The 26,069-nt window shown below is 72.6% G+C and carries 22 protein-coding genes and 1 pseudogene; 9 read left to right on the forward strand and 14 right to left on the reverse strand.

The genetic code is table 11. The features are described 5' to 3' along the window. Positions 1 to 77 precede the first annotated feature (77 nt). Positions 78 to 1,835, forward strand: coding sequence for a CDP-glycerol glycerophosphotransferase family protein (locus MILUP08_RS11740; protein ID WP_007457836.1), 1,758 nt, complete (start codon positions 78 to 80; stop codon positions 1,833 to 1,835). A gap of 226 nt (positions 1,836 to 2,061) precedes the next feature. Here the strand turns inward: MILUP08_RS11740 and MILUP08_RS11745 are convergent, their stop codons facing one another. Continuing rightward, positions 2,062 to 2,400 (reverse strand): DUF952 domain-containing protein, encoded by a 339-nt coding sequence (locus tag MILUP08_RS11745; RefSeq protein ID WP_007457838.1) that lies wholly within the window; start codon positions 2,398 to 2,400, stop codon positions 2,062 to 2,064. A 126-nt stretch (positions 2,401 to 2,526) separates the two neighbouring features. Between MILUP08_RS11745 and MILUP08_RS11750 the strand changes: the two genes are divergently transcribed. From MILUP08_RS11750 to MILUP08_RS11760, 3 genes are all read left to right on the forward strand, one after another. Then, entirely contained in the window at positions 2,527 to 2,838 is a 312-nt protein-coding gene (locus tag MILUP08_RS11750; protein WP_007457840.1) for a hypothetical protein, read from the forward strand. 71 nt (positions 2,839 to 2,909) lie between these two features. Beyond that, positions 2,910 to 3,578 carry a response regulator transcription factor gene (locus MILUP08_RS11755; protein ID WP_007457842.1) on the forward strand — a complete coding sequence of 223 codons (669 nt, stop codon included), beginning with the start codon at positions 2,910 to 2,912 and terminating at the stop codon, positions 3,576 to 3,578. 9 nt (positions 3,579 to 3,587) lie between these two features. Further along, a complete protein-coding gene (locus MILUP08_RS11760; protein ID WP_007457844.1) occupies positions 3,588 to 5,021 on the forward strand; it encodes a sensor histidine kinase in 1,434 nt (477 codons plus the stop codon). Positions 5,022 to 5,087: 66 nt separating this feature from the next. Here the strand turns inward: MILUP08_RS11760 and MILUP08_RS11765 are convergent, their stop codons facing one another. The 4 genes from MILUP08_RS11765 to MILUP08_RS11780 all read right to left on the reverse strand — a co-directional run bounded on the left by MILUP08_RS11765 (position 5,088) and on the right by MILUP08_RS11780 (position 9,461). Continuing rightward, entirely contained in the window at positions 5,088 to 6,050 is a 963-nt protein-coding gene (locus MILUP08_RS11765) for a TAXI family TRAP transporter solute-binding subunit (RefSeq protein WP_007457845.1), read from the reverse strand. Between the two features lie 73 nt (positions 6,051 to 6,123). Continuing rightward, on the reverse strand, positions 6,124 to 6,816 hold the full coding sequence (locus MILUP08_RS11770; protein WP_007457847.1) for a hypothetical protein: 693 nt from the start codon (positions 6,814 to 6,816) through the stop codon (positions 6,124 to 6,126). 106 nt (positions 6,817 to 6,922) lie between these two features. Then, on the reverse strand, positions 6,923 to 7,720 hold the full coding sequence (yaaA, locus tag MILUP08_RS11775; protein ID WP_007457849.1) for a peroxide stress protein YaaA: 798 nt from the start codon (positions 7,718 to 7,720) through the stop codon (positions 6,923 to 6,925). A 52-nt stretch (positions 7,721 to 7,772) separates the two neighbouring features. Beyond that, a complete protein-coding gene (locus MILUP08_RS11780) occupies positions 7,773 to 9,461 on the reverse strand; it encodes an ArnT family glycosyltransferase (protein WP_039907788.1) in 1,689 nt (562 codons plus the stop codon). Between the two features lie 155 nt (positions 9,462 to 9,616). Between MILUP08_RS11780 and MILUP08_RS11785 the strand changes: the two genes are divergently transcribed. Continuing rightward, on the forward strand, positions 9,617 to 10,657 hold the full coding sequence (locus MILUP08_RS11785) for an App1 family protein (RefSeq protein ID WP_039907792.1): 1,041 nt from the start codon (positions 9,617 to 9,619) through the stop codon (positions 10,655 to 10,657). Between the two features lie 189 nt (positions 10,658 to 10,846). On the opposite strand, the gene MILUP08_RS11790 is transcribed toward MILUP08_RS11785, so the two are convergent. Next, on the reverse strand, positions 10,847 to 11,029 hold the full coding sequence (locus MILUP08_RS11790) for a hypothetical protein (protein ID WP_039905837.1): 183 nt from the start codon (positions 11,027 to 11,029) through the stop codon (positions 10,847 to 10,849). Positions 11,030 to 11,176: 147 nt separating this feature from the next. On the opposite strand from MILUP08_RS11790, the gene MILUP08_RS11795 reads away from it, so the two are divergent. Next, positions 11,177 to 11,773: a DUF6346 domain-containing protein gene (locus MILUP08_RS11795; protein WP_007457857.1), complete on the forward strand. Its 597-nt coding sequence runs from the start codon at positions 11,177 to 11,179 to the stop codon at positions 11,771 to 11,773. A 114-nt stretch (positions 11,774 to 11,887) separates the two neighbouring features. Here MILUP08_RS11795 and MILUP08_RS11800 read toward each other — a convergent pair whose 3' ends face one another. From MILUP08_RS11800 to MILUP08_RS11820, 5 genes and pseudogenes are all read right to left on the reverse strand, one after another. Continuing rightward, positions 11,888 to 12,469, reverse strand: coding sequence for a dihydrofolate reductase family protein (locus MILUP08_RS11800; protein WP_007457858.1), 582 nt, complete (start codon positions 12,467 to 12,469; stop codon positions 11,888 to 11,890). A gap of 65 nt (positions 12,470 to 12,534) precedes the next feature. Continuing rightward, entirely contained in the window at positions 12,535 to 13,374 is an 840-nt protein-coding gene (locus MILUP08_RS11805) for an AraC family transcriptional regulator (RefSeq protein WP_237747056.1), read from the reverse strand. 114 nt (positions 13,375 to 13,488) lie between these two features. Next, positions 13,489 to 15,591, reverse strand: a complete 2,103-nt coding sequence (gene glgB / locus MILUP08_RS11810; RefSeq protein WP_007457862.1) for a 1,4-alpha-glucan branching protein GlgB — start codon at positions 15,589 to 15,591, stop codon at positions 13,489 to 13,491. 281 nt (positions 15,592 to 15,872) lie between these two features. Further along, positions 15,873 to 17,948 (reverse strand): annotated as a pseudogene (locus MILUP08_RS11815) (alpha-1,4-glucan--maltose-1-phosphate maltosyltransferase); the annotation flags it as partial. A gap of 212 nt (positions 17,949 to 18,160) precedes the next feature. Further along, entirely contained in the window at positions 18,161 to 18,958 is a 798-nt protein-coding gene (locus MILUP08_RS11820; RefSeq protein ID WP_039905843.1) for a hypothetical protein, read from the reverse strand. Positions 18,959 to 19,449: 491 nt separating this feature from the next. Here MILUP08_RS11820 and MILUP08_RS11825 point away from each other — a divergent pair, with 491 nt between their 5' ends. Continuing rightward, positions 19,450 to 20,196 carry a hypothetical protein gene (locus tag MILUP08_RS11825; RefSeq protein ID WP_039905845.1) on the forward strand — a complete coding sequence of 249 codons (747 nt, stop codon included), beginning with the start codon at positions 19,450 to 19,452 and terminating at the stop codon, positions 20,194 to 20,196. Positions 20,197 to 20,396: 200 nt separating this feature from the next. Here MILUP08_RS11825 and MILUP08_RS11830 read toward each other — a convergent pair whose 3' ends face one another. Next, on the reverse strand, positions 20,397 to 21,635 hold the full coding sequence (locus MILUP08_RS11830) for an HNH endonuclease signature motif containing protein (protein WP_083915987.1): 1,239 nt from the start codon (positions 21,633 to 21,635) through the stop codon (positions 20,397 to 20,399). A gap of 355 nt (positions 21,636 to 21,990) precedes the next feature. Here MILUP08_RS11830 and MILUP08_RS11835 point away from each other — a divergent pair, with 355 nt between their 5' ends. Continuing rightward, positions 21,991 to 23,019, forward strand: coding sequence for an inositol-3-phosphate synthase (locus tag MILUP08_RS11835; protein WP_007457872.1), 1,029 nt, complete (start codon positions 21,991 to 21,993; stop codon positions 23,017 to 23,019). Positions 23,020 to 23,070: 51 nt separating this feature from the next. Here MILUP08_RS11835 and MILUP08_RS11840 read toward each other — a convergent pair whose 3' ends face one another. Together MILUP08_RS11840 and glgA are read right to left on the reverse strand one after the other, a co-directional pair. Continuing rightward, complete coding sequence (locus MILUP08_RS11840; RefSeq protein WP_007457874.1) at positions 23,071 to 23,535, reverse strand: hypothetical protein; 465 nt, start codon at positions 23,533 to 23,535, stop codon at positions 23,071 to 23,073. A gap of 13 nt (positions 23,536 to 23,548) precedes the next feature. Further along, positions 23,549 to 24,754, reverse strand: a complete 1,206-nt coding sequence (gene glgA, locus MILUP08_RS11845; protein WP_007457876.1) for a glycogen synthase — start codon at positions 24,752 to 24,754, stop codon at positions 23,549 to 23,551. A gap of 72 nt (positions 24,755 to 24,826) precedes the next feature. Between glgA and glgC the strand changes: the two genes are divergently transcribed. Next, entirely contained in the window at positions 24,827 to 26,059 is a 1,233-nt protein-coding gene (glgC, locus tag MILUP08_RS11850; RefSeq protein WP_007457878.1) for a glucose-1-phosphate adenylyltransferase, read from the forward strand. Positions 26,060 to 26,069: the final 10 nt, after the last annotated feature.

Here is a 26,069-nt window from a genome sequence, read left to right on the forward strand (position 1 = left end):
GTCACCCGCGCCGTTCGGCGTCGCCGTCGAGGGCCCACCCGCCCAGCCGGTCACCACTCGCATAGGGAGCTGTACCTTTGTTCGGCACGTTATCGGGACGCATCGGCGTCGCTGCGCACAGCGCGCTGCTGGTGCTGTCCTACCTGGTCATGCTCGTCGCCGGCGCCTTCGGTTGGGTCGGCCTGTTCGCCGTCGCCGGGCTGGCCGCGGTGTTCGGCGAGTTCGCCGTCGCCCGCTGGTCGCAACCGTCGCAGCTGCTGCTGGAGAAGGTCGGGCTGCACTGGTCGTACCGGCAGTTGACCCGGGACCTGGCGGCCGTGCTGCTGGTCGCGGCGGAGGTCGCGCTGAACGGCGCCGAGCTGAGCCTGCTGTTGATCCTGCCGGCGGCGGTGTGGGTCGTGTCGGTCTTCGCGGGCGCGCTCTCCACCATGATCGACCGTCGTAACCCGATGTCGGCCCTGGTGCGCAACATCGAGCTGGGCCCGCTGCGGTCGGCCCCGCGCCCCCCGGCCTGGGCCGCGGCGGTCGCGGGCGAACGGATGCCCCTGCTCAACGTGCTGCTGGTGCCGGCCGCGGTGGCCGCCGCGGTCCAGCACGAGCCGACACCGTTCCTCGTCGCGGCGGCGGTGACGGTGGCGGCGACCGGGGTGGTGGGCGCGATCATCGCGGTGACCTGGCTGCGCGGCCGTGGTTCCGGGCAGGGCCCGTTGCTGCCGGCGGTGCAGCGCTGGCTCGACACGTATCGGCCCGAGGTGGCGCTCTACTTCGCCGGACCGGCCAAGGACGTCTACCAGGCCAACATGTGGCTCGCGCCGACCGAGGCGCTGGACCAGCGCGCGGTGGTGCTGATGCGCAGCCGGGAGGCGTTCACCGAGCTGGCCGACACCCGGCTGCCGGTGATCTGCGTACCGGCCGGGGTGGACTTCATGAACCTCGAACTCGGCAGCGTCCGCACGGCCCTCTACGCCGCGAACGTCGGCGCGAACATCCACATGCTGCGTGAGCCGGGCATGAAGCACGTCTTCGTCGGGCACGGCGACAGCGACAAGCAGGCCAGCGTCAACCCCTACAGCAAGGTGTACGACGAGGTCTGGGTCGCCGGCCTGGCCGGCCGGGAGCGGTATGCCCGGGCCGGGGTGGGCGTGCTCGACGCGGACATCGTGGAGATCGGTCGGCCGCAGCTGGCCGGGGTGCACACCTTCGGGGCCGAGTCGGTGGACCGGCCGTTCACCGTGCTCTACGCGCCCACCTGGGAGGGTTGGCTCGACGACGACCCGTACCACACCTCGCTGGTGTCGATGGGTGAGCGGATCGTCAAGGGCCTGCTGGCCAGCAACCCCCGGGTGCGTCTGGTCTACAAGCCGCACCCGCTCACCGGGTCGCGGTCCAAGGCGGCGAAGGCCGTGCACGACCGGCTGGTGGAGGCGATCCGGGCTGCCGGCGGCAACCCCAACGCCTCCTCCCTGGACGGCACCGAGCACCTCGTGGTGACCGGCCGTACGCCTGGGCTGTTCGACTGCTTCAACCAGACCGACCTGCTGATCAGCGACGTGTCCAGTGTGGTCTCCGACTTCGTGCAGAGCCAGCGGCCGTACGTGGTGGCCAACCCTGCCGGCCTGCCGGAGGACGAGTTCCGCCGGGAGTACCCGACCGCGCGGGCCGCGTACCTGCTCTCCGCCGACTGTGGCGAGCTGGAGAAGATCGTGGCGGTCACCCGGGCCGGCGACGACCCGCTGACCGAGGCGCGCCGCGACCTGAAGACCTACCTGCTGGGGCCGGCCGAGGCCAACCCCATGGACCGGTTCCAGGAGGAGATCGCCCGCCTCTGCCGCTGACCCGCGCGCACGACGTTCCGCGCCCGGCCCGACACCCGTCGGACCGGGCGCGGTCGCGTCAGCGGAGCAGAGCCGGCGCGGTCGCGTCAGCGGAGCAGGGCCGGCGCGGTCGCGTCAGCGGAGCAGGGCCGGCGCGGTCGCGTCAGCGGAGCAGGGCCGGCGCGGTCGCGTCAGCGGAGCAGGGCCGGCGCGGTCGCGTCAGCGGAGCGAGCGTGGTGCCGTCGCCTCAGTCGAGCAGGGCGGCGACCGCGTCGGCGACCGGGGTGTCGGCCGGCAACGCCCGGGCCGTCACCACCGCGGTCAGCGGCAGCGGTCCGTACAGGTGCGGGAAGAGTTGCCCGCCCCGCGACGGTTCCCAGCGCAGGGCGTCGCCCAGCCGGTCGGCGTCGACGCCGAGCAGGGTGACGCCGACGGCGCCGGCGAAGTGTCGGCGGGCCGTCTCCACCACCTGGTCGGCGGCGGAGAGGTGGATGAAACCGTCCTGCCGGTCCACGGCCGAGCCGGCGACGGCGCCGGCGGCCTGGGCGTCGTCCCACTCCACGGTCGGCAACAGCTTGTAGATCACCTCCGCAGACTACGTCGCCTGTGTGGCGCTGCGAGAAACGTCGGCCGGTACGCGTTCGGCCGTACCGCCGCCGACGCCGGTCGCGGCCCGGCATGCTCAGGTGGAGCGGCCGTGGAGGGATGGACGATGGCGAGCTACGACGACGACTGGACCGACAGCCAGCGCGGGTTGTACGACGAGTGCTACCGGGCCGGCGGCGAGTGGGCCGAGGACCCGGACACCCCGTCCGACGACGTACAGCATGTGATCAACCTGGCCGAGGCGGACGACGACGCCTTCGACGACGCCGAGATCGACTTCCCGCCCCTGGTCGACGCCGTCACCCAGGCCAGCGGGGTCAACGTCACAAGCGTGCCGGCCCGGCACGACGATCCCGGATTCCGGGGCTTCGCCGACGGTGTCCGCGACGCGGTCGCCGACGACGTCTTCGGTCTGTAGCCCACCCGACCGGAGGCGGCCCTCCCGCTCGCGGCACCCTTCTGCCACCATTCGCAGGACGGCTGCGACGGATGGGGGGCACGGTGCGGATCCTGCTGGTGGAGGACGACCGCCGGGTGGCCGCCGCGCTCTCCTCCGCCCTGACCCGCCGCGGGTACCAGGTGGAGCACGCGGCCACCGTCGCCGCGGCACTCTCCGCCGCCCCCTGCGACCTGGTGCTGCTCGATCTGACCCTGCCCGACGGAGACGGCACCGACGTGTGTCGGGAGTTGCGCCGACGCAGCAGTCAGCTCGGCATCATCGCGGTGACCGCGCGGGGTGAGGAACGTGACCGGGTGCTCGGGCTGCGCCTCGGCGCGGACGACTACGTGGTCAAACCGTTCTCGATGGTGGAGTTGCAGGCCCGGATCGAGGCCGTGCTGCGCCGGGCGGCGAACGCGGCGCCCGAGCGGCACCTGATCGAGGCGGGGGCGGTGCGCATCGACGTGGCCGCCCGCACGGTGACGGTGGCGGGGCGCGCGGTCACGTTGACCCGCAAGGAGTTCGACGTGCTGCTGTCGCTGGCCCGTCAGCCGGGGGTGGCGGTGCCCCGCGACCGCATCCTGCTCGACGCCTGGGGCACCACCTGGGCCGACCGGCACACAGTCGAGGTGCACGTCGGGTCGTTGCGCGGCAAGTTGGGCGACGCGCGCCTGGTGGAGACCGTCCGCGGGGTCGGCTATCGGCTGCGCGATGCGTGAGGGGCCGCCGTGCGCCGTCGACTGGTGATCAGTTACCTGCTGCTGATGGTGCTCGTCCTCATCGCGTTGGAGAGCCCGCTCGCCGTCACCCTGGCCAGCCGGGAGACCGAGCGGGTACGCGCCGACCGGCTCGCCGACGCCACCCGGTTCGCCTCGCTGGCCGGGCCGGCGCTGCGCGGTGGCGGGCCCGGCCCGATCGGGGCTGAGCTGCGCAGCTACGACGAGCTGTACGGGATCGGCGCGGCGGTCGTCGACCGGGACCGGGGCATCGTCGTCGACTCGGCGAGCTGGCAGTCCACCGGGACCGCCACGGTGCTGGACGTCGCGCTGTCCGGGCAGCAGGCCAGCGCCCCCGAGTCGGTCTGGCCCTGGTCGGCGGGGCCGGTGGTGGTGGCGGTGCCCATCAACGACGGCGGTGAGGTCCTCGGCGCGGTGGTGATCGTGACCCCGGCCGACGAGATCCGCCGGGCCGTGAGCACCTGGTGGCTGCTGCTCACCCTGGCCGGCCTGCTCGTCGTGCTGGCCTGCGTGCTCACCGCGTTCGGGTTGGCCGGTTGGGTGCTGCGCCCGGTGACCGAGCTGGACGCCGTCACCCACGAGATCGCCGAGGGCGACCGGGGCGCGCGCGTACAGCACCGGCTCGGCCCGCCGGAGCTGCGCCGACTCGCGGCCAGCTTCAACCACATGGCCGACGTGGTCTCCGACGTGATGGACCGGCAACGCGCGTTCGTCGCGCACGCCAGTCATCAGCTGCGCAACCCGCTCACGGCGCTGCGGCTGCGGGTGGAGGAGCTGGGCCCGAGCCTCACCGACGCGGACGGGCGCTCGGAGCACCGGTTGGCGCTTGAGGAGACCGACCGGTTGGCGCTGGTCCTCGACGCGCTGCTCACCCTGGCCCGCGCCGAACGGGAGGAGAACGAGCGCGTCACCGTGGACGCCGCCGCCGTGGCCGCGTCCCGGGTGGCCGCGTGGGCGCCGTTGGCCCGGCACCGTTCGGTCGCGCTGCGGCTGGCCACGAGCGACGGCCCGGCGTACGCGCGGACCGTGCCGACCGCCGTCGACCAGGCGCTGGACGCGCTCATCGACAACGCGGTGAAGTTCAGTGGGGCGGGCGGGGCGGTGACGGTGACAGTGGCCCACCGCGACGGCGGGGTGGTCCTGGAGGTGCGCGACACCGGCCCGGGGATGACCGAGAGTCAGCTCGGCCAGGCCACCGAGCGGTTCTGGCGGGCGCCGGACGCGCAGAACGTCGACGGCGCGGGGCTCGGCCTGACCATCGCCGCCGTGCTGGTGGACGCCTCGGACGGGCGGCTCACCATGCGGCCGGCCCAGCCGCGCGGACTGGTCGCCGACCTGTGGTTCCCGACCCCCGAGCCCGAACCGGCGGTGCCGTCGGCGGACGAGGACACCGCCGCCGACCTGCGACCCGCCCCGGCGCGCTAGCGGCTCGCCCCGGCGCGGCAGCAACCCGAGCAGGCCGCGGAGCGCCTCGGGCGCGGCCGGCGACGGTCAGGGCTTGGCGGCCCGGTACCAGGCGGCGGCACCGGGGTGCAGCGGCAGCGGCGCGGTGGCGATCGCCGAGCGGGGGCTCATCCGCCCCGCCGCCGGATGCGCCGCGCCCAGCTCGGCCCGACGCTCCATCAGCAGTCGGGTCACCTCCCGCACCAGCGGCTCCGGCAGGCTGGCCCGCACGATCAGGTAGTTCGGGTCGGCGACAGTGGTCACCGGGTTCATGCCGTACACCGAGCGGGGAATGTCCCGGGAGACGTAGACCTGGCCGTAGCGGGCGCGCAGCGGCTCCGTCCACTCACCCAGGTCCACGATGCGGGTGGCGCTGCGCCCGGCCAGCTCCTCGATGCCGCGTACCGGCAGGCCACCGGAGAAGAAGAACGCGTCGATGCGCCCCGCGCGCAGGGCCGCCACCGAGTCGTCCAGGCCGAGCCGTTCCCGACGTACCGCATTGCCGCCGAGCTGGGCCACCTCCAGCAGCCGGGTGGAGGTGATCTCGGTGCCCGAGCCGGGCGCGCCCACGGAGACCCGTCGGCCACGCAGGTCGCCGACCGTGCGGACCGGCCCGCCGTCGGTCGTGACCAGGTGCAGTTGGTCGTCGTACACCCGGGCCACCGCGTTCACCGACGGGATCAGCGCCGGGCTGGTGGGCAGCACGTCGGCCTGGGTGAAGCCCAGCTCGGCCGCTCCGGAGCCGACCAGGCGCACGTTCTCCGCGGAGGCGGCGGTGATCACCACGGTGGCCCGTACGCCGGGCAGTTCCCGGTTGAGGATTGTCGCGAGGGACTGCCCGAACGCGTAGTAGACGGCGGTGGGACTTCCGGTGGCGATCCGGATCGCCATCGGCTCGGCCGGGTCGTCCCGGCAGCCGGCGACGGTGAGGGCCGCGACCAGCGCCAGCGCCGCCGCCCCCGCGCGGCGCGACCCGGCCCGACCCGACGAGGTACGACTCACGCGCTGCACTGTGCGCGCTCCGGCGAACGCGCGCAAGCCCGTACCCGTCAGTGCCGCGGACGGGTACGGCGCGGGGCGGCGTTCAGCAGGCCGGACGGTGGGCCTGCTCCGGCGCAATGCCCCGGGCCGGCTCCATCGACGCGCTGCGCAGGATGCGTTCCCGGTCCGGCCCGTCGGCCACACTGACCAGGAAACAGCCGGTGCCCGGGCGCAGCACGGCCGGCACGTCGAGCACGGCAGCGCTGCGGATCAGCACGGCGGCCAACTCCCGGTCGGTGAGGCGTACGCCGAGGATGTGCCGTCGCACGTGCCGCCCGCCGGCCAGCAGCGCCGACCGCCATGCCGCCGCCGCGAGCCGGGACATCCACCGGCGGCGGGCCGGGGAGGCGCCCGGCACGGGACCGCCCAGCAGCTCCCGACGCCCCTGCCACCACCCGGCATCCACCATCCGGGCGTACGCCCCCCGGTGCTCCGGCGGCACCCAGAGCCGGTGCAGCTCGTAGCGGCGGCGCAGACCGCCGACCGCCACCTCCTGGGTGACCGGGATGTCGAGGCGGGCGAGCAACTGCCGCATCCGCTGCGCGGCGTCCTCCCGGTTGAACTCGACCCCCGGCGCGTGCGACGGCAGCGCGACGGTCGAGCGGGCGCCGGCCGCCGGTGCCGTGCAGCGCAGCAGGCAGGCGGCCTCGAACGCGTCGCCCAGGGTCAGCCAGTCCAGCGGGGGAGGCGTCGCCGGCGAACGGGGCCGGTCGAGCAGGGCGGGATCGCGGGCCAACGGAGGCTCCCTTGTCGGAGTCTGGGTTCCCCTACCGTGGCCCCTGCGCGGCCGTAGCGGAACGCATCCCGCCCAGCCTTGAGGAAATCTTGCGGCTCCGGCGCCGCTACAGGTCCGTGACGACCAGATCCACCTGGCGGACCCGGCCAGCGGCGGCCGGCTCCTCCACCACCGTGTGCTTCAGCTCCCGCAGCGTGCCGATCAGCTCCGCGGCGGTGCGCGGTCGGGCCCCGGCGACCAGCAGGTCACGCACCAGCCGCCCCTTGGTCGCCTTGTTGAAGTGACTCACGACCGAGCGGACCGGCACGCCGTCGACCTCCCGCTCGTGCAGCACCCGCACGGTCACGGTCCGCTCGGCCAGCTCACCGCGCGGCGTCCAGGTGGCGGCGTACGCGCCGGAGCGCAGGTCCAGCACCGGCCCCCGACCGGCCGCGCCGGCCAGGACCGGCGCCAGCTCCCCGCGCCAGTACGCCGAGAGCGCCCCCACGCCCGGCAGGCGGGCGCCGATCGGGCAGCGGTACGGCGGGATCCGGTCGGTGAGGCGGACCGCCCCCCACAGCCCGGAGCTGATGAGGATCGACCGGCGGGCCGCCCGCTGTGCCGCCGACGGCAGCGTGGCCAGCTCCAGCGCCTCGTAGAGCACCCCCGTGTAGAGCCGTTCGGCCGGGGCGGTGGCCGCCGCGCGCAGCCGGGCGTTGCGGCGCAGCTCGCCGCGCTGGCCCTCGCTGAGGCCGAGCGCGGCACGTGCGGCCTCCTCGTCGGGGCCGGCGCTGAGGGTCACGAGCGCGTCGAGCACCCGTTCGCGGGCCGGGTTCAGCTCCGGCAGCGAGAGCCGCTCCGGGGTCCACCGCCGTCCGGTGCCGGCGTCGGCCTTCCCCTCCGAGGGCGGCAGCAGGATGAGCATCGGTTCTCCTCGGGCGGGTGCAGCGGCAGCCCGGCCAGCGTACGACCCGCCGCTACCGCCAGGGCCGCACCGGTGTGTCGGGGTGGTACACGCGATAGCCGCCCACCTCGCGTACCGGCGCGGCGTCGGGCCGGTCGGCGAGCAGCCGGCGCAGCCGCCGGTCCATCGGCGAGTCGACCTCCACCACGTAACCCGGCCGGGCGGCCCGCCCGACCTGCCGCCAGTACGGGCGGTAACGGTTCTGCCCGGGGGACAGGTCACCGTCGAGCACCCCGCAGACCACCGACTCGTCCGTGTTGAAGATCAGCCGGTTGCAGGTCCAGTAGTCCCCGTACACCTCGTGGGGGCCGTCGGCGCGCAACGCGGCGGCCAACTCCCGGGCCTGGCGCTCCTCGGTCCGCGACGCGGCGGTGCCGGTGGTGGCGAAGAGCACGGTGACCACGAGCGTCGTCGCGGCCAGCGCCGCCAACACGGCGGTGGCCAACGCGCCGGCCAACCGGCCGAGCGCGCCCACCGTGCCCCGCCAGCAGGCGAGAGCCGCCACCCAGAGCGGCCAGAGCACCGCCGGCAGCGACAGTTGCAGCACCGACAGGTAGCGGGCGTTGTCCAGCGGACTGGTCGCGGCGAGCGGGCTGCGCACGTACGACAGCAGGGTCAACGCCGCGCCGACGACAAGCGCGAGCTGCACCACGGGCCCGACCCGCGCGCCCCGCGGCGTGCCCCCAGGCTGCGTGCCGGGCCCCGCGCCCTGCCCGTCGGGCCCCGCCGCCTGCGTGCCATGCGGCGTGCCGGCGGCCCGGCGGTACGCGAGGAGCGCGAGCGCGGCGGCGGCCACCAGCAGCACCGGGTAGACCACGCCGAACCACTGCTGCCAGCGACCGCAGCCGTCGACCGGGCAGAGCCCGTGCGCCAGCGGCACCCCCTCCAGCAGGCCGCCGGAGATCCGGTCCGACCACGGCGGCAACGGGCCGGCCTTGGTGCTGACCTCCCGGAACACCGTCAGCGAGTCCTCACCCGGCCCGGCCCGCAGGTTGTCGACGATCATCGGTGCCACCCCGGCCACGACGCCCGCCACCAGCAGCAGCCCCGACCAGCCGAGCAGCTCCCGCCGCACCGCCCACACCAGGGCCAGGCCGGCCACCGCCAGGTACGGCAGGATCAGCCAGTCCGACCAGGCGGCCAACCCGACCAGCAGCCCGAACAGCGCCACGGCCAGCCGACGGTGGCGCACCGTCCCGGCGGCCAGCCCCACGGTGATCAGCAGCATCAGCAGCACCGCCGGCTTCACCTCAGGCCGGCCGCCGACCACTGTGAGCTGGTCGCGCACCACCCGCTCCGGTCCCAGCGCCAGCAGGCCGACGACGAGGACGGCGAACCACGGCGTGTAGAGCCGGCGGGTGAGCCGGTACACGAGGTAGAGGAAGACCGCGTACAGGGCGAGCATCGGCAGCCGCAGCACCGGCCAGCTCGGCCCGGCCACCGCGAGCAGCGGCGCGGCCAGGTACGACTCCAACATGCCCATGTAGTGCTGGCCGTAGAGGAAGACCGGACGTTCCCGGCCCTGCCCGATGTGCAGGGCGGCCAGCCCGAAGGTCGCCTCGTCGCTGTTCGACACCGGCACGGTGTACAGCGTGAGGACCAGCCGGTACCCGACACCGACCAACCCGACCACGAGCGCGACGAGCGCCGGCCGGTCGAGTCGCGGACGCCACCGCCCGCCGTGCTGCTCTGGATGCGACACGACCACGCCCCCGTCGTCGTCCCGACCGGAGTGTGTCACGTTCCGTCCGGCCGCCGGGCTGGATCGGCTGGGTTCGGCGCAGCCGGGGCGCCTGTGGTTCGGCTCCGCCGGCTGCTCGCGTGGCCGTGACCGGCGACGTGTGGCAGGGTTGGCGCGTGCCACCCACACCCGCCGGTCAGCTGGCCGTGCCGAACCTGCACCGGGCCGCGCGGATCGAGGACGCCGTGCACCAGCTCGTGGAGCGTCGGTTGCGGCGCACCGGCTGGCGGATGAACATCGTCGCGTACACCGGCTACGGCCGTCCCGGTTGGGTGCGGGTGATGTGCCGGGTGCTGCTGGGTCGTCCGGACACCCGCCAGCGGGGCCGACTGGAGAAGGTCCGGGGGTGGCGCAGCTTCACCACCCTGCCCGCCAAGCACGTGACAGTGCACATCGAGGCCGGCGGGGTGCGGCACGAGGCCCGCGCCGACCGCAGCGGCTTCGTCGACACGCTCGTCGAGGCCGACCTGCCGCCCGGGTGGGGCACCGTCCGACTCAGCGTGCCCGACGCCGAACCGGTCGACGCGCCCGTGCGCATCCTCGACCCGGACGTCAAGTTCGGCATCCTCTCCGACATCGACGACACGGTGATGGTGACGGCGCTGCCCCGGCCGTTGCTCGCCGCGTGGAACACCTTCGTCCTCGACGAACACGCCCGCGCCGCGGTGCCCGGCATGGCGGTGCTCTACGAGCGGCTGGTCACCGCGCACCCCGGCGCCCCGGTCTTCTACCTCTCCACCGGCGCGTGGAACGTGGCGCCGACGTTGACCCGGTTCCTGTCCCGGCACCTCTACCCCGCCGGGCCGCTGCTGCTCACCGACTGGGGTCCGACCGCCGACCGCTGGTTCCGCAGCGGGATGGAGCACAAGCGGTCCACCCTGGCCCGGCTGGCGAAGGAGTTCCCCGACGTGCGCTGGCTGCTTGTCGGCGACGACGGCCAGCACGACCAGGAGATCTACCGGGAGTTCGCCGCCGCCCACCCGGAGAACGTCGCCGGGGTGGCGATCCGCCGGCTGTCCCCGACCCAGTCCGTGCTTGCCGGTAGCCTGCCCGCCCCGGCGGGCCGCCCGTCGTCGGGGCCGGTGGGGCAGAAGTGGCTGTCCGCCCCGGACGGCGCCGGCCTGTGGATGCTGCTCCGCGACGCCGGCCTGGTCTGACCGGGCGCTGTCGCAGGGTTGTGGGGGAGCGCTACGTTTCCATCCGACCCGCCTGAACGGGAGGCCGGAGGCGAGGGTTGATGTTGACGTACGCGCAGCCACCGTTGGCGACTGACGAGCGGGTCGTCTTCACTCAGCGTGGATACATTCCCGCCGGTGAAACCCCGTTGAGCATGTTCGGCGCCCTTCTCATCTCACCACCGAGCGGTTGCTCTTCGCGCCCGTCTGGATCTGGGGCAACGGCAGCTTCTTCGAGCCCTGGATACGTGCCAAGTCGATGGATCTCAGGAACGTGACGTCCGTGCGGCCCGGGCCCGGCGCGCGGTTGACGATCACTTCTCGGTCCGGTGACACCGTCTCCTTCTGCGCCATCCTCCCGACCGGCCCGGGACTCGTCTGGCAGGCCCGAAAAGCCGTTCCCTACCGGGACGAGACGGTACGACAGATCAGGCAGGCCAGCCGTGTCAGCGGGCCCGGGTCGAGTGCCGCCGACGCGGACAGCGCTGCGCCAAGCTGAACGTGGACGCGGACCGGACCGCTCGACTGCAGGGCAACCAGATCGCGGCGTACGAGCGGCGCGGGCCGTTCTGGGGCCGTCTGACGCAGTTGGCGACTGCGGTCGCGCTGGCCGCGGCGCTCGTCGGCTCGTCGCTGGTGCTCGACACGGTGGCGAGCTTCTATCCGGGCACCGGCGTGGTGAAGTCGACCCCTGCCGAGCGGCGGGCCGAGGCGACGGTCCAGGACTGTCACCGGGTCGGCCCGGTGAGCGGCGACGGGCTGGGCTACTGGTGGCACTGCGCGGTGACCGTGCGGACGAACGACGGCCGCGAGGTGCGGACCGCGGTGCGCCACTCGGTGGTCACCCCGGACGACTGGGGACAGGCGATCGAGTTCCGCGAGGCCTGCTACGGCAAGGCCAACACCGACTGCCGGTACGGTCGCCCAGCGTGGCGCGTCTGGGCGCTCGCCCTGTCGATGCTGGGCATGGTGCGGATCGGCCTCCTCTTCGTGCTGCTGGTGGGCATCGGGGTCTACCTCCTCAGCGCGCTGGTCGGCGTCCCCAGGTACTACGCCTGGGTCAACCGCCGTGGCAGGGGGCGTCGCGTCGCCTCATGATCATCTGATGGTGAACAGTTTCGGGAGGCTCCGGGAACTGCTGAGCATCAAGTGATCAAGAGATGGTGGGCTGGTGGCATGTCGGGCGATCGCGAGGGCTGCCGCTCCGGTTGGTCAGCGGCGCACCCGGTAGCGCAGGTGAAGCACCCGGTTGCCCTGGATCGCCACGTCCGGGTCCTCCAGCAGGTGCTGCGCGTGGACCGACCCGAAGTAGCGCTTGCCGGACCCGAACAGGACGGGTACGACGTCCATGCGCACCTCGTCGACCAGACCCGCGGCGAGCACCTGGCCACCGACGTCGCCGGCGGCGACCTCGACGATGCGGTCACCCGCGAGCTTCTGCGCCGTCGCCACGGCCGCCTCGACGCCGTCGACGAAGTGAAACGGCGCCTCGGGGGCCCAGCCCTCGGGCTTCGGTCGGTGCGTCACGACGACCGCGTGGTCGACATCACCCGGAGGCTTCCCGTCCCAGCCGTCCGTCATGTCGAAGACGTGGCGGCCGACGACCGTCGCCCCGATCTGGTCCCAGTACGACCGGGTGTAGTCGTGCGACGCTTGTGACACCTTCAACTGGCCGCCTGAGTCCAACGGCACGTCACCGCTGAGCAACCAGTCGAACAGTGGTCCGGGCTGGTCGTTCTCGTCCGCGATGAAGCCGTCCACCGACACCGAGCCGTACATGACCACTCTGACCACGGGCGCTCCTCTGCTGGGGAATGCCCCCAGATTAGAGTTTCGTGGGCTGTCGCTCTTGTAGGAAATCAATCGGTCGGCAGCGGCCAGCCGTCCAGCACGTGGCCGGGATGGTCGCGCAGGAACCGCTGCCGGACTTCGACATATCGTGTCGGTGTGAGCCCGGTGAACGCCCGGAACTCGTGGCCGAAGTGGGCCTGGTCGAAGTAGCCCGCGCCACCGGCGAGGTCGGCCCAGTCGATCGGCTCGGCGGGGTCGATCGACAACACGGTGGCGGCGAAGCGGTAGGTACGGGCCAACCGCTTCGGCGTGACGCCGATCAGCTCCTTGAACCGCTGTGCCAGGTGGGTGCTGCTGACACCGGCCGAAACTCGCAGGTCGTCGATGGCCATCGCCCCGCTGGTCGCCGCGATGACGCTGCTCGTACGGCTTACCAGCCCCAGGCCGGCGGTCTCGCACAGCCGGCGCATCAGCTCTTGCTCGAGCAGCGTCAGCATCTCGTGCGGTTTGTCCGCCGTGGCCAGCCGGTCTCGCAGCTCGGCGGTGGCGGACCGGCCCCACACCTGCTCCAGAGTCACCGGTCGGTCGCACAGCTCGGCCGCGGGCATCGGCAGGAACGGCGCCAGCCCCCACGGCTTGACGTGCGCGCCGACCGACCGGGTCCGGAGTGGGTAGCCGAAATCAAACGCGCGGGTGGGCGTGGTGATGACGCAGCCGTCGGCGTGCTCGGCCGCCTCGACGTCGGTGCCGGCACGAATGAGGAACGGCGGACCGAGGTTGACGATGAGCAGCGCCGCCGGCATCGGCGGCAGCGTCAACCGGGGGTACGGCGGTACGCCCTCCAGGTAGTAGAGGTCGTCGATCAGCCCGTCCAGCGGCGGTCGCGGCACTCTGGACACGTACTCCACGCCCACAGTATCGCCGGCATCGCGCGCCGCAGTGGTCCAGCCGCGCCGCCGCATCGAGCCGCCGCCGATCCCGGACGAGCGCCGGCCGCGGGGTCGAACGCGTCCGGCGGGATGTCAGCTCTGGCGGAGCCAGACGACGCCCAGCGGGGGCACCTGGAGGGCCGCCGAGGCGACCATGCCGTGCCACGGGACGTCCTCGGCGTGCACCTCGCCCAGGTTGCCCACGCCTGACCCGCCGTAGTGGTGCGCGTCGGTGTTGAGCACCTCCGCCCACGTCCCGCCCGCCGGGAGACCGATCCGATAGTCGTGCAGCGGCTGGGCGGAGAAGTTCGCCACGCACACGAGCGTCGAGCCGTCCGGGGCGATCCGGACGAACGACACGGTGTTGTTGGCGACGTCGTCCCCGGCGATCCAGCGGAACCCGGCCGGCTCGGTGTCCTGCGCCCACAGCGCCGGGGTGGCCCGGTAGACGCGGTTGAGGTCACCGACGAGGCGCTGCACGCCGGCGCGGGCCGGGTCGTGCAGCAGGTACCAGTCGAGGCCGCGCTCCTCGCTCCACTCCCGGTCGTCGGCCAGCTCGGAGCCCATGAACAGCAGTTGCTTGCCCGGGTGCGCCCACATGTACGCGAGCAGCGCGCGGACGTTCGCCAGCCGCTGCCAGGTGTCGCCGGGCATCTTGCCGGCCAGCGAGCCCTTCCCGTGCACCACCTCGTCGTGGCTGATCGGCAGCACGTAGTTCTCGCTCCACGCGTACGCCAGCGAGAACGTGAGCTGGTGGTGGTGGTGCTGGCGGTAGATCGGGTCCTTCGACGTGTAGAGCAGGGTGTCGTGCATCCAGCCCATGTTCCACTTGAACCCGAAGCCCAGCCCACCGTCGGCGGTGGGGGCGGTGACGCCCGGCCAGGCGGTGGACTCCTCGGCGATCATCACGACCCCGGCGTGGTGCTTGTAGACGGTCGCGTTCACCTCCTGCATGAGCGCGATGGCCTCCAGGTTCTCCCGACCGCCGTACTGGTTGGGGGCCCACTGGCCCTCTTCCCGGGAGTAGTCCAGGTAGAGCATCGAGGCGACCGCGTCCACCCGCAGCCCGTCGACGTGGAACTGGTCGCACCAGTAGAGCGCGTTGGCGACCAGGAAGTTGCGCACCTCGCGGCGGCCGAAGTCGAAGACGTACGTGCCCCAGTCGGGGTGCTCGCCGCGGCGCGGGTCGGGGTGCTCGTAGAGCGGGGTGCCGTCGAAGCGGGCGAGGGCCCACTCGTCCTTCGGGAAGTGCGCGGGCACCCAGTCCAGGATCACGCCGACGCCTGCGGCGTGCAGCCGGTCCACGAGGTGGCGGAACTCGTCCGGGTCACCGAAGCGGGACGTCGGCGCGTAGTAGCCGGTCACCTGGTAGCCCCAGGAGCCGCCGAACGGGTGCTCCATCACCGGCAGGAACTCCACGTGTGTGAAGCCCAGCTCGGTGACGTACGCGGTGAGTTGCTCGGCCAGCTCCCGGTAACCCAGGCCGGGCCGCCACGAGCCGAGGTGCACCTCGTACACGCTCATCGGCTCCTGGTGCGGCTTGCGCTCGGCCCGCCGGGCCAACCAGTCCTCGTCGTTCCACCGGTACGTCGAGTGGTGCACCACGGAGGCGGTGGCGGGCGGCACCTCGGCGTACGCCGCCAGGGGGTCGGCCTTGTCCCGCCACTGCCCGTCGGCGCCGAGCACCCGGTACTTGTAGCGGGCGCCGACCCGGGCGTTCGGAACGAACAGCTCCCACACGCCGCTGGAGCCGAGCGACCGCATCGGCCAGCCGTCGTCCGGACCCCAGCCGGTGAAGTCACCGATCACCCGCACCCCGCGCGCGCTGGGCGCCCAGACGCTGAACGCCACGCCCTCGTCGAAGACCCGAGCCCCGAGCGCGTCCCACAGCCGCTCGTGCCGGCCCTCGCCGATCAGGTGCAGGTCCAGCTCGCCGAGGGTGGGCGGATAGCGGTACGGGTCGTCGTGGACGGTGCCGTCGACCTCCACCCGGTAGTCGAGCACGGTCCCCTCGACCTGGGTCTCGAAGACGCCCAGGTCGTGCACCCGCTTCATCGGGTGCCGCTCGTCGCCCACGAGCAGCACGACGTCGCCGGCGCCTCGGCGCATCGTGCGGATCGTCGTCGTGCCCTCGGCGGGGTGCGCGCCGAGCAGCGCGTGCGGGTCGTGCGTCACGCCGGTGATCAGCTGGTCCATCGGTCGTCCTTCGGGGCGGCGTCGGTCGGTGCGGAGGTGGACGGGCGGGGCGCGGCGGACGGGCGGGGCGCCGCCGAGCGGGCCTTCGCCGAGCGGCGCAGCGGACCCCGGGCCGCCGACGGAGCGCGGTCGAACGGACGGGCCGGCCGGCGGGCGGGCGTCGGACGGGCGGCCGCCGTCGGGCGCGGAGCCACCGCCGGCTCGGAGCTGGCCGTCGGGTCGGAGCTGGCCGTCGGGTCGGCGCTGGCCGTCGGGTCGGCGGCGGCCGTCGGGTTGGCGCTGGCCGTCGGGTCGGCGGCGGCCGTCGGTGCCGGGGTCGTCGGCGCGGTGCCGCCGGACAGCTCGTCCGGGACGTCGGTGACGGTGAGGTCAGCCGGTTCGACGACGGCGGGCGTCGGTGCGGAGGGTGCGACCGGGCGGCGGACGGTCAGCACGTGCGCCGGTTGCAGGTACGGGTCGAGCCGCACCGCGTTGCGCTGCCCCCAGTCGTAGCTGGTGCCGGTCAGCTCGTCGTACACGGTGAACCGCTCGTGCCAGTCGAACCCCAGCTCCGGCATGTCCAGCGTCGTGTTGCCCCACTGCACCACACGTGGGTCGAACGAGCAGATCACGATGACGGTGTTGCCGGTGTCCGGATCGTGCTTCGACCAGCACAGCAGCGCCGGGTTGTCGATCTCGTGGAAGCGCAGGTTGCGGAGCTGGTGCAGGGCCGGGTTGTCCCGGCGTACCCGGTTGAGGGTGGCCAGGAACGGGGCCAGCGAGCGGCCCTGCGCCTCGGCGCCGGCCCAGTCGCGGGGGCGCAGCTCGTACTTCTCGTTGTCCAGGTACTCCTCCGCGCCCGGCCGGGCCACGTGCTCGAACAGCTCGAAACCGGCGTACAGGCCCCAGGAGGGGGAGAGCAGCGCGGCCAGCACCGCCCGGATCTTGAACATCGGGGGGCCGCCGTGCTGCAACGACTCGTGCAGGATGTCCGGGGTGTTCGGCCAGAAGTTCGGCCGCATGTGGTCGGCCGACGCGACAAGCTCCTCGCAGTACTCCCGCATCTGCGCGGCCGTCGTGCGCCAGGTGAAATAGGTGTACGACTGCGTGAAGCCGATCTTGCCGAGCCCGTGCATGATGGCCGGCCGGGTGAACGCCTCGGCCAGGAACAGCACGTCCGGGTCGACAGTCTTGACCTCGGCGATCAGCCAGTGCCAGAAGTCGAACGGCTTGGTGTGCGGGTTGTCCACCCGGAAGATCCGGATGCCCTCGCCCACCCAGTGCAGCACCACCCGCAACACCTCGGCCCGGATGCCCTCCGGGTCGTTGTCGAAGTTGACCGGGTAGATGTCCTGGTACTTCTTCGGTGGGTTCTCCGCGTACGCGATGCTGCCGTCGGCCCGGGTGGTGAACCACTCCGGGTGCTCGGTGACCCACGGGTGGTCCGGCGCGCACTGCAACGCCAGGTCCATCGCCACCTCCAGGCCCTGCGCCGCGGCCGCCTCGATGAAGGCGCGGAAGTCCGCGGGCGTACCCAGATCGGGGTGGATCGTGTCGTGGCCGCCCTCGGCGGCGCCGATCGCCCACGGCGAGCCCACGTCTGTCGGCCCGGCGGTGAGCGCGTTGTTGCGGCCCTTGCGGTTGATCCGGCCGATCGGGTGGATCGGCGGCAGGTAGAGCACGTCGAAGCCCATCGCGGCCACACCCGGCAGCCGCTCGGTGGCGGTGGCGAAGGTGCCGGAGCGCCCACCCGCCGCTCCTTCGGAGCGCGGGAAGAACTCGTACCAGGCCGAGAAGAGCGCCCGCTTGCGGTCAACCCAGAGGGTGTACGCCTCACCGGCGGTCACCAGCTCCCGGACCGGGTACTCCCAGAGCAGGTCGGCCAGGGCCAGCGCGGGGTCCACCCGCTGCGGCAACGCAAGGTCGGTGTCGACGAGCGCGGTGAGCGCGGCGGCGACGCGGGCCCGGTCGGCGGCCGGCACCAGGTCCCGAGCGGCGGCCAGCACCCGCGCGCCCTCGGCGAGGTCGTTGGCGAGATCGGCCGGACCCTGCCCGGCGGCGATCTTCTTGGTGACCGCGTTCTGCCACGTCAGGTACGGGTCCTGGAACGCCTCGACGGAGAAGGTCCAGGAGCCGACGGCGTCCGGGCGGATCGTGGCGTGCCAGCGGTCCTGGCCCGGCTCGCCGGGGCGCATCCGGGTGAACGGGCGTTGCTCGCCGTCCGGGCCGGCCCACACCACGTTGCAACCCAGCGCGTCGTGCCCCTCCCGGTAGGCGCGCGCCGACACCGGGACCGGCTCGTCGATGACCGCCTTTGCCGGGTACCGCCCGCACGAGACGACGGGGGAGACGTCTTCGATCGGGAACCGTCCTGTCACCCCGCCAACCTACTGTGCGAGATCCCTTCGCGCGCGGCCAAGCACACCAGGCACCCCGTCCCGACGACCACATCACACCCGCCGACCGACCGCCGCTGTCGGGCCGCGAGTCAAGATCCGCGCACTTTCGGGGAAACTGCTGCCTCACTGCCTCGTCGACGCAGCAACCTCCCCGAAGGTGTGCGGATCTTCGCGGTGCGCGTGACGTGACATCACGCGGTGTACCCACGGAACGCCCGCTCCACGCCCCAGCCGGTGTTCGTCGCCCGCCAGGACGGCCAACCCTGTGGCCAGGTGTCGGGCCAGTTGTCGACGCGGGCGCCGGGCCCGGTCCCGTTCGGGTCGAGCACGGCGTTGGCGACCCGTTCGGCGACACCGCCGATCTCCACCGCCGTCAGCGGCACCCATAGTTGGAACCGTTCGCCGAGCGCTTCGTCAACCAGAGCCTGCGCCTGCGCCGGCGGCACGCCGGTGGCCGTGAGGAACCAGCGCAGGGTGATCTCGCACCACGCCGGCCAGTCGTCGTCGTATTCGACGACGGGGGCGGCGGCAAACGTCATCAGCTCTGCGACGGCGACCTCCCAGGCGGCGACGGTGCCTGCCGCGTCGACGGCCCGCGCCGGGTCGAGTGACGGCAGAATGCGGTCGAAACGCTCCGCCAGGCTCTCCAGCCAGCGTCGCCAGGCCAGCAGCGAGTCGGCGACGAAGGCCGGCGCGTCAGCCGCCGTCGGGATGCGGTCGGTCAAAAAGCCCGACTGCTCCTTCTCCCAGGGCCCCCAGTACCAGCGGTGGGCCCACTGGCCGTACCGCTCGGAGAGGATCATGCTGATGGACTCGACCCACGCGAAGGCTTCGGAGAACCCGATCCACCCACCGGAGCGGTAGATCGGTCGGGGAGGCGGCGCGGGAACCAGCGCCGGGACCGCCACCGACATCTCGACCGGGTCGAACGGGTGCCGCGCCGGGTCGGCGTCCGCCCACGCCACCAACAGTGGTCCATGTTCCGCCATCGCCCAGCATCGTGGCAGCCGGCCGTCCCGGCGTCGAGCCGATATCCGGTCGACCCCATGGCCGCCGGTGGTGGCTCAGGGAGTCAGGCGGGTTGTTCCGGGATCCGGATCCGGCCCCGGAGCGCGGCCGAGCAGGTGGACCTCGACACCGATATCGACGCCTACCTGCGATAAGCCGGAATCCCGGCGCGGCCGTTCGGGTACCGCTGGTTCCTATGCCTGGCCTCTCAAGCTGCCGAACTAAGTCTTGATGACGCGCCTGACTGGCCCGACCGCCTCGTCATCGCGTCTACTCCTGTCGAGGTTCTGGGGTGTGGTCCGACGGCGCACGATCGCCTCGAACACTCCGCGGCACCGAGATCGATCCGCAGGACGGGGGGCAACGGCCAGGAGTGGGACGTGGACAATGAGGCTCGGTTCGCCAGGCCCACCATCGGGAAGGAACACGTGTGGCGAGGGGAAGGGCGAGGAAGAATAAGCCGCCGTTCGCGATGAAGGCGATGCTCAGGCTGGAACGCGGCACCGCGAATGCCGCGGACACTCTGCGCCGCCACGCCCCGCTCGCCGACGAGATCGGCGCCGACGCCATGGACGTCGACGTCGAACGCGCGGACCTGCTGCTCTCGGGCGCCCTCGTCGCGGTCAACGAGGAACGCGCCATGGCCGGGATGGCCTTTCGGCTGCTGGACCGTTTCGGCTGGCGCGAGCAGGACTTCTGCTACTCGCCGAACGTCCGCTACGCCGAGACCCTCGAACCCCCGTCCGGCCCGCCGGCCAACCGACTGGTGATCCAGCGGGCCGACCAAGAACTGGGCTGGGAGGGCGCGACGCACGGCAGCGGCCTCACCCCCGACCGCCATCTGGAGATCGAGCCGGCGGAGGGGGACGTCGTCGCCCGGCTCTTCGTCACCGTCCCGGCGGCCACGATCGCCGGCACCGTGGAGGCGCTGGAGCCGTGGCTGGCCCGCGTCGAGCCCGCTGCGGTCGGCGTGGACCGGGGCCGCGTGGCCCTGTTGTTTCTCGCCTGCGCCGACCTGCGGACCGAGGCGGAGAGGCTCGGCCTGGGGCCGGTCGAGACCGACCGCATCGAGGCGGACGCCGACCACGTCATCGAGACCGCGACGGCCGCCGACGGCACAACCCTCTGGCTGCGCCGCGGCGCCGACCCGGTCTCCCGGTACTGGCCCGGCATCATCGAGATCCGGGAGCTGGTGATCGACCCCTCCTACCCGGACTAGGGCCTGTTTCATAAGGGCGGTCGAGCCGAGGCGGAGTCCGGGCGGCGATCCGGCAAGGCGCGGTGTCGTTCGGATACCGGTGTTGTATCCGGACGACACCGCAACGCCGCCGGTCGTCGTCCGGGCCCGCCGCAGGCCGGCCAGTCCTTATGAAACAGGCCCTAGCCAGGTCGGTACGGGTCGTCCATGGCAGGCACGCTCTAGATGCGTCGGTGGTACTCGTTGCGGCGGGGGACCTGCTCGGGGTCGAGCCAGGCGGGTGGGACGAACTGGGGGTGGCCGTCGCCGCCGAGCCGGACCACCCAGTCGCCGTGGTGGACGTGGCGGTGGTGGTGGCCGCAGAGCAGCACCGAGTTGGCCAGGCAGGTCGGGCCGCCGTCGGCCCAGTGCCGGATGTGGTGGGCGTCGCACCAGCGCGGTGGGCGATCGCAGCCGGGGAACGCGCAGCCGCGGTCGCGCAGGACCAGGGCGCGTCGGAGCGGCCCGGTGACGAGGCGGCGTTGCCGGCCGACGTCGAGAACCTGACCGGCGCTGCCGAGGACGGCGGGCAGGATGCCCGCGTCGCAGGCAAGGCGACGTACGGCATCGGGGGTGAGGTGTGGGCCGACGTCGAGAGCGCCGGTGCCCAACTGCCGCGTCAACCCGTCGTAGCTGGTCGTGACGACGACCTGGGCGACGTCGCCGCCGTTTGCGGGCAGGTCACCGGCGCGCAGGGCGAGCCGGCACACGTCGGCGACGGCGTCGTGGCGGCGCTGACCAGGCGTGCGAGTGTCGTCGGGGCCGGTGGGCGCGGTCAGCGGGTCGATGGCGGCGCGCAGCAGGGCGGCGGCCTCGGTGTCGAGGATGCCGGCGAGGCGCAGCCGACCATCGGGCTGCTCGCTGACGGTGACGTGCCGGTCGCGGGCGGCCCGCGACTCCTGCGCCCGCAGCGCCGCCTCGGCGGCCTCCGGGGCGACGTGGTCGAGGATGCGGGTGCCGAGCCGGCGCAACAGGGAGGCGTCGAACCGTGCCGCCCAGTCGACGAGGACGCCGACGGCCTTGTCGGCGGTCTCTGCCCCGGCTGCCGAGTGCACGGTCTGGACGGTGTCGGCGATGACACGGACCTGCTCCACGTCGACCGCCCCACCGGCCAACGCGTCCCGCACGGCACCCGGCGCGGTGTCGAGCGCCGCGGCCAGCTCGACCAGCCGGCGGGCGGCGCCGACCCCGAGCCGCAACCGGTCCCGCAGCCACACGGCGGTCGAGGACGCGCCCTGCGCCGTCGCGGTGCCGCGACCGTCCAGCTCGCGCACGAGGCTCAACTTGACCGCTGCCAGCCGCTGCTCCAGGCGGTGCGTGGCATCAAGCGCCGCGACGAGATCGTGCTCGCTGGCGGCCCACGAGGCCGCCTCGAAGCAGGCCGCCACCGCGGCCTCCGCCTGCACCAACGCATCGATCACCACCAAAGACTAGAACAGGTGTACGACATATCCCGCGCCTCGCGCCTCGCGCCTCGCGCCTCGCGCCCCGGGGTTCGCGCCTCGCGCCTCGCGCCCCGGGGTTCGCGCCTCGCGCCTCGCGCCCCGGGGTTCGGGGGTTCGCGCCTCGCGCCCGGCAGTAAGAGCAGCACCGGCACCGTCACTGGTGCGGCCGGAGCGGGTCACGCGGACCACCGGGTGCGCGTGAGTGGCCACGCCTCCGGCGTGATCAACACGGGTTCCAGGAAACCGTTGTATTCGAGCCGCATCGATGCCGCGGTTTCCTGGAACCCGTGTTGATCTAGGCCGAGTGCGCGGAGTGGCGTAGCCTCCCGCCATGATCGAACGGGTGAGAGTCGCCGTCGTCGGTGTCGGCAACAACACCTCGGCACTGGTGCAGGGTCTCGCGCTCTACCGCCAGAGCGGCAGCCTCGTCGGCATCCGCAGGCCGATGATCGGTGGGCTCGGGGTCGGCGACATCGACGTCGTCGCCGCTTTCGCCACCTCGGAGGAGAAGATCGGTCGGGACCTCACCGAGGCCATCTTCCTGCCGCCCAACAATTTCCCCCGGCTGCACTGCGAGCTGCCCAGAGCAGGTGTGCCCGTCACGAAGGGCCTCGTCGACAAGACCGAGGTGGAGCGGGTGGCCGCGGCGCTGGCCGGGGCGGAGGTGCTGCTCTACTCGGCGCCGAGTGGCCGGCCGGAGACCGCCCGGGCGTACGCCGAGGCGGCGCGTGTCGCAGGTGTCGCCTTCATCAACACCACCTCCGACCCGGTCGCGCGCGATCGGCACGTGCTGAGCAGCTTCGAGGTGGCCGGTCTGCCGCTGCTCGGAGATGACCTGGCCAGCCAGTTCGGCACCTCGGTGGTGCACAACGCGTTGCTGCGCCTGCTTGCCGAGCGGGGCCTCACGCTGGTCAGCTCCTACCAGGTCAACCTGGGCGGCACCGAGGACTTCCGCAACCTGGTCGAGAACCCCAACACCAAGAAGCAGTCCAAGCTCAACGCCCTGACGCATGGTCACCCCGCCGACCAACCCGCCACCGACCAACCCGCTGCCGACGGGCCTGCTGCCGACGGGCCTGCCGCTGACCGGCCCGCCGTCGGTCGGGTCGAGGTGGCTCCGCTCGGCTACCTGCCGCACCTGCGCTCGCAGAAGGTGGCCCACCTCAACATCGAGGCGCAGGGTTGGGGCGAGACGGCGGTGAGCCTCGACCTGAAGTTGACTGTGCATGACCCCAGCGGTGCTGCCGGGGTCAACATCGACCTCATCCGCATCGCGGCCAGCGCGCTCCGCAGCGGGCGTGGCGGTTATTCCGCCGAGGCGACGTCGCTGTTCAAGTCCCCTCCGGGGACGGCGGTCTGAGAGCTGACGGGGACGGCGGTCTGAGAGCTGACGGGAACGGCGACCTGAGAGCTAAGCCGTGAGCAGGCGTCTGATCCGTGCGTACTCGGCGGCCATCTCCGCGCTGGCGAGGACGTCGTCGAGGTCGGCCGAGACCTGGAAGTCGACCTCCTCGACGGAGCGGATGGCGAGTTCGTACAGCTCCCCGCGCTGGTCCTCCTCCAGGTAGGTGGTCCAGTGCTCCAGCGCGGTGATGACGGTCAGGAGCCCCTGATCCAGGTCGTCGTCCGCGCGGATGCCCTCGTCGATGCGCGTCAGCAGCGCGCGCAGCTCGGCCCCGCCGGCCGTCCGGAAGGTCTCCCGCGCGCTGGTCAGCGCCGCCCAGCCGTCCTCGGTCAGCTCGTCGTCGGCGGCCGTGTCGAGCAGGTCCGCGCGGACCAGCCGGGTGACGGTCTCGCGGCCGAAGGCGCGCAGCTCGTCCCCGCCGGCCGCGACGATGAGCTGGAGGATGGACGCTTCGAGTTCGTCGTAGCGCATGAGCCCGTCTCCCTCAGCCCGCGGCGACCGACCGGTAGACCTCGAGGGTCTGGCGGGCGACCGCGTCCCAGGAGAAGTGCTCGACCGCGCGCCGACGGCCGGCCAGGCCGAACCGCTCGGTGCGCGCGGGGTCGGCGAGCAGCGTGTTGATCGCCGCCGCCAGGTCGGCCACGAAGCGGTCCGGGGCCAGCGGGGTGCCGGAGCCGTCGGTGGCCTGGTCGATGGGGACCAGCAGGCCGGTCTCGCCGTCCGCCACCACCTCGGGGATGCCGCCGGTGGCGGTCGCCACGACTGCCGTCTCGCAGGCCATCGCCTCCAGGTTGACGATGCCCATCGGTTCGTACACGGAGGGGCAGACGAAGACCGTCGCGTGGGTGAGCACCTGGATCACCTCGGGCTTGGGCAGCATCTCGGCCACCCAGACCACGCCGGAGCGGTTGGCCCGCAGCTCGGCGACCAGCCCCTGGACCTCGGCGGCGATCTCCGGGGTGTCCGGCGCTCCGGCGAGCAGCACGAGCTGGGTGTCCGCCGGCAGCTCCCGGGCGGCCCGCAGCAGGTACGGCAGGCCCTTCTGCCGAGTGATCCTTCCCACGTACACCACGCTGGGCAGCGCGGGGTCGATGCCGAGCCGGTCGAGCACGTCGGTGCCGGAGTCCGGCGCGTACTGCACGGTGTCGATGCCGTTGTAGACCACGTGGACCCGGTCCGGGTCGATCTGCGGGTACGCGGTGAGGACGTCGTTACGCATCCCGCCACTGACCGCGATCACCGCGTCGGCGGCCTCCATCGCGGTGCGTTCGATCCACGAGGAGAGCGTGTAACCGCCGCCGAGCTGCTCGGCCTTCCACGGCCGCAGCGGCTCCAGGCTGTGCGCGGTCAGCACGTGCGGCACGCCGTGCAGCAGCTTCGCGGTGTGCCCGGCCATGTTCGCGTACCACGTGTGGCTGTGCACCACGTCGGTGCCGGCGGTGCCGGCGGCCATCTCCAGGTCCACACCCATCGTCCGCAGCGCGGCGTTCGCGCCGGTCAGGCCGGGCGGATCGGCGTACGCCGTGACGCCCGGCTCGGTGCGCGGCAGGCCGAAGCAGTGCACGCGGACGTCGGTGAGGTGGCGCAACTCCCGGGCCAGGTACTCGACGTGCACGCCCGCGCCGCCGTAGACCTCCGGTGGGTACTCGCGGGTGAGCAGATCGACGCGCAGCGGGGTGGGTTCCGTCATGACCCCGCACCCTAGTGCAGAAGACTCCCCGTACGAGTGGTGAAGTCCGACGCGGGTGGATAGCGTCGGGGCATGGCTGCCAAGGTGCTCGCGATCGTCCTGGCGGGTGGGGAGGGCAAGCGCCTGATGCCACTCACCACGGACCGGGCCAAGCCGGCCGTCCCGTTCGGCGGGATGTACCGCATGGTCGACTTCGTCCTCTCCAACCTGGCCAACGCCGGCTATCTCAAGATCGTCGTGTTGACCCAGTACAAGTCCCACTCCCTCGACCGGCACATCACCAAGACCTGGCGGATGTCCACGCTGCTCGGCAACTACGTCACCCCGGTGCCCGCGCAGCAGCGTCGCGGCCCGTGGTGGTTCGCCGGCTCGGCCGACGCCATCTACCAGAGCTTCAACCTCATCAACGACGAGCAGCCCGACTACGTGATCGTCTTCGGCGCCGACCACATCTACCGGATGGACCCGCGGCAGATGGTGGAGGACCACATCGCCTCCGGCGCGGCGGTGACCGTCGCCGGCATCCGTCAGCCGCTCTCGATGGCCGACCAGTTCGGTGTCATCGAGGTAGGCGAGGACGGCCGGAAGATCCGTGCGTTCCGCGAGAAGCCCACCGACGCGGTGGGCCTGCCGGACGCGCCCGACGAGATCTACGCCTCGATGGGCAACTACGTCTTCACCACCCGCGCTCTCTGCGAGGCGGTCGAGCGTGACGCGGCGGACAAGTCCAGCAAGCACGACATGGGCGGCAGCATCATCCCGATGCTCGTCGAGCGGGGCGAGGCGAACGTCTACGACTTCCGCGACAACGAGGTGCCGGGCAGCAACGATCGGGACCGCGGCTACTGGCGCGACGTGGGGACGCTCGACTCGTTCTACGACGCGCACATGGATCTGATCAACGTGCACCCCGTGTTCAACCTCTACAACTTCGAGTGGCCGATCTACACCGAGCAGCCGCCGTGGCCGCCGGCGAAGTTCGTCCACCAGTGGGGTGAGCGGGTCGGCCGCGCGGTCGGCTCGATGGTCTCCCCGGGTGTGGTGATCTCCGGCTCGCTGGTGGAGAACTCGATCGTGTCGCCGAAGGTGCGGGTGCACTCGTGGGCGCACGTCGAGGGCTCGGTGCTGATGGAGGGTGTCGAGATCGGCCGGCACGCGGTAGTGCGCCGGGCCATCCTGGACAAGAACGTGTTCGTTCCCGAGGGCGCGGAGATCGGCGTCGACCTGGAGAAGGACCGGCAGCGCTACACCGTCTCCGACAACGGCATCGTGGTGATCGGCAAGGGCCAGCGGGTCGAGCCGTGACCGTCGCACT

Source organism: Micromonospora lupini str. Lupac 08, assembly GCF_000297395.2.
Taxonomy (GTDB): domain Bacteria; phylum Actinomycetota; class Actinomycetes; order Mycobacteriales; family Micromonosporaceae; genus Micromonospora; species Micromonospora lupini.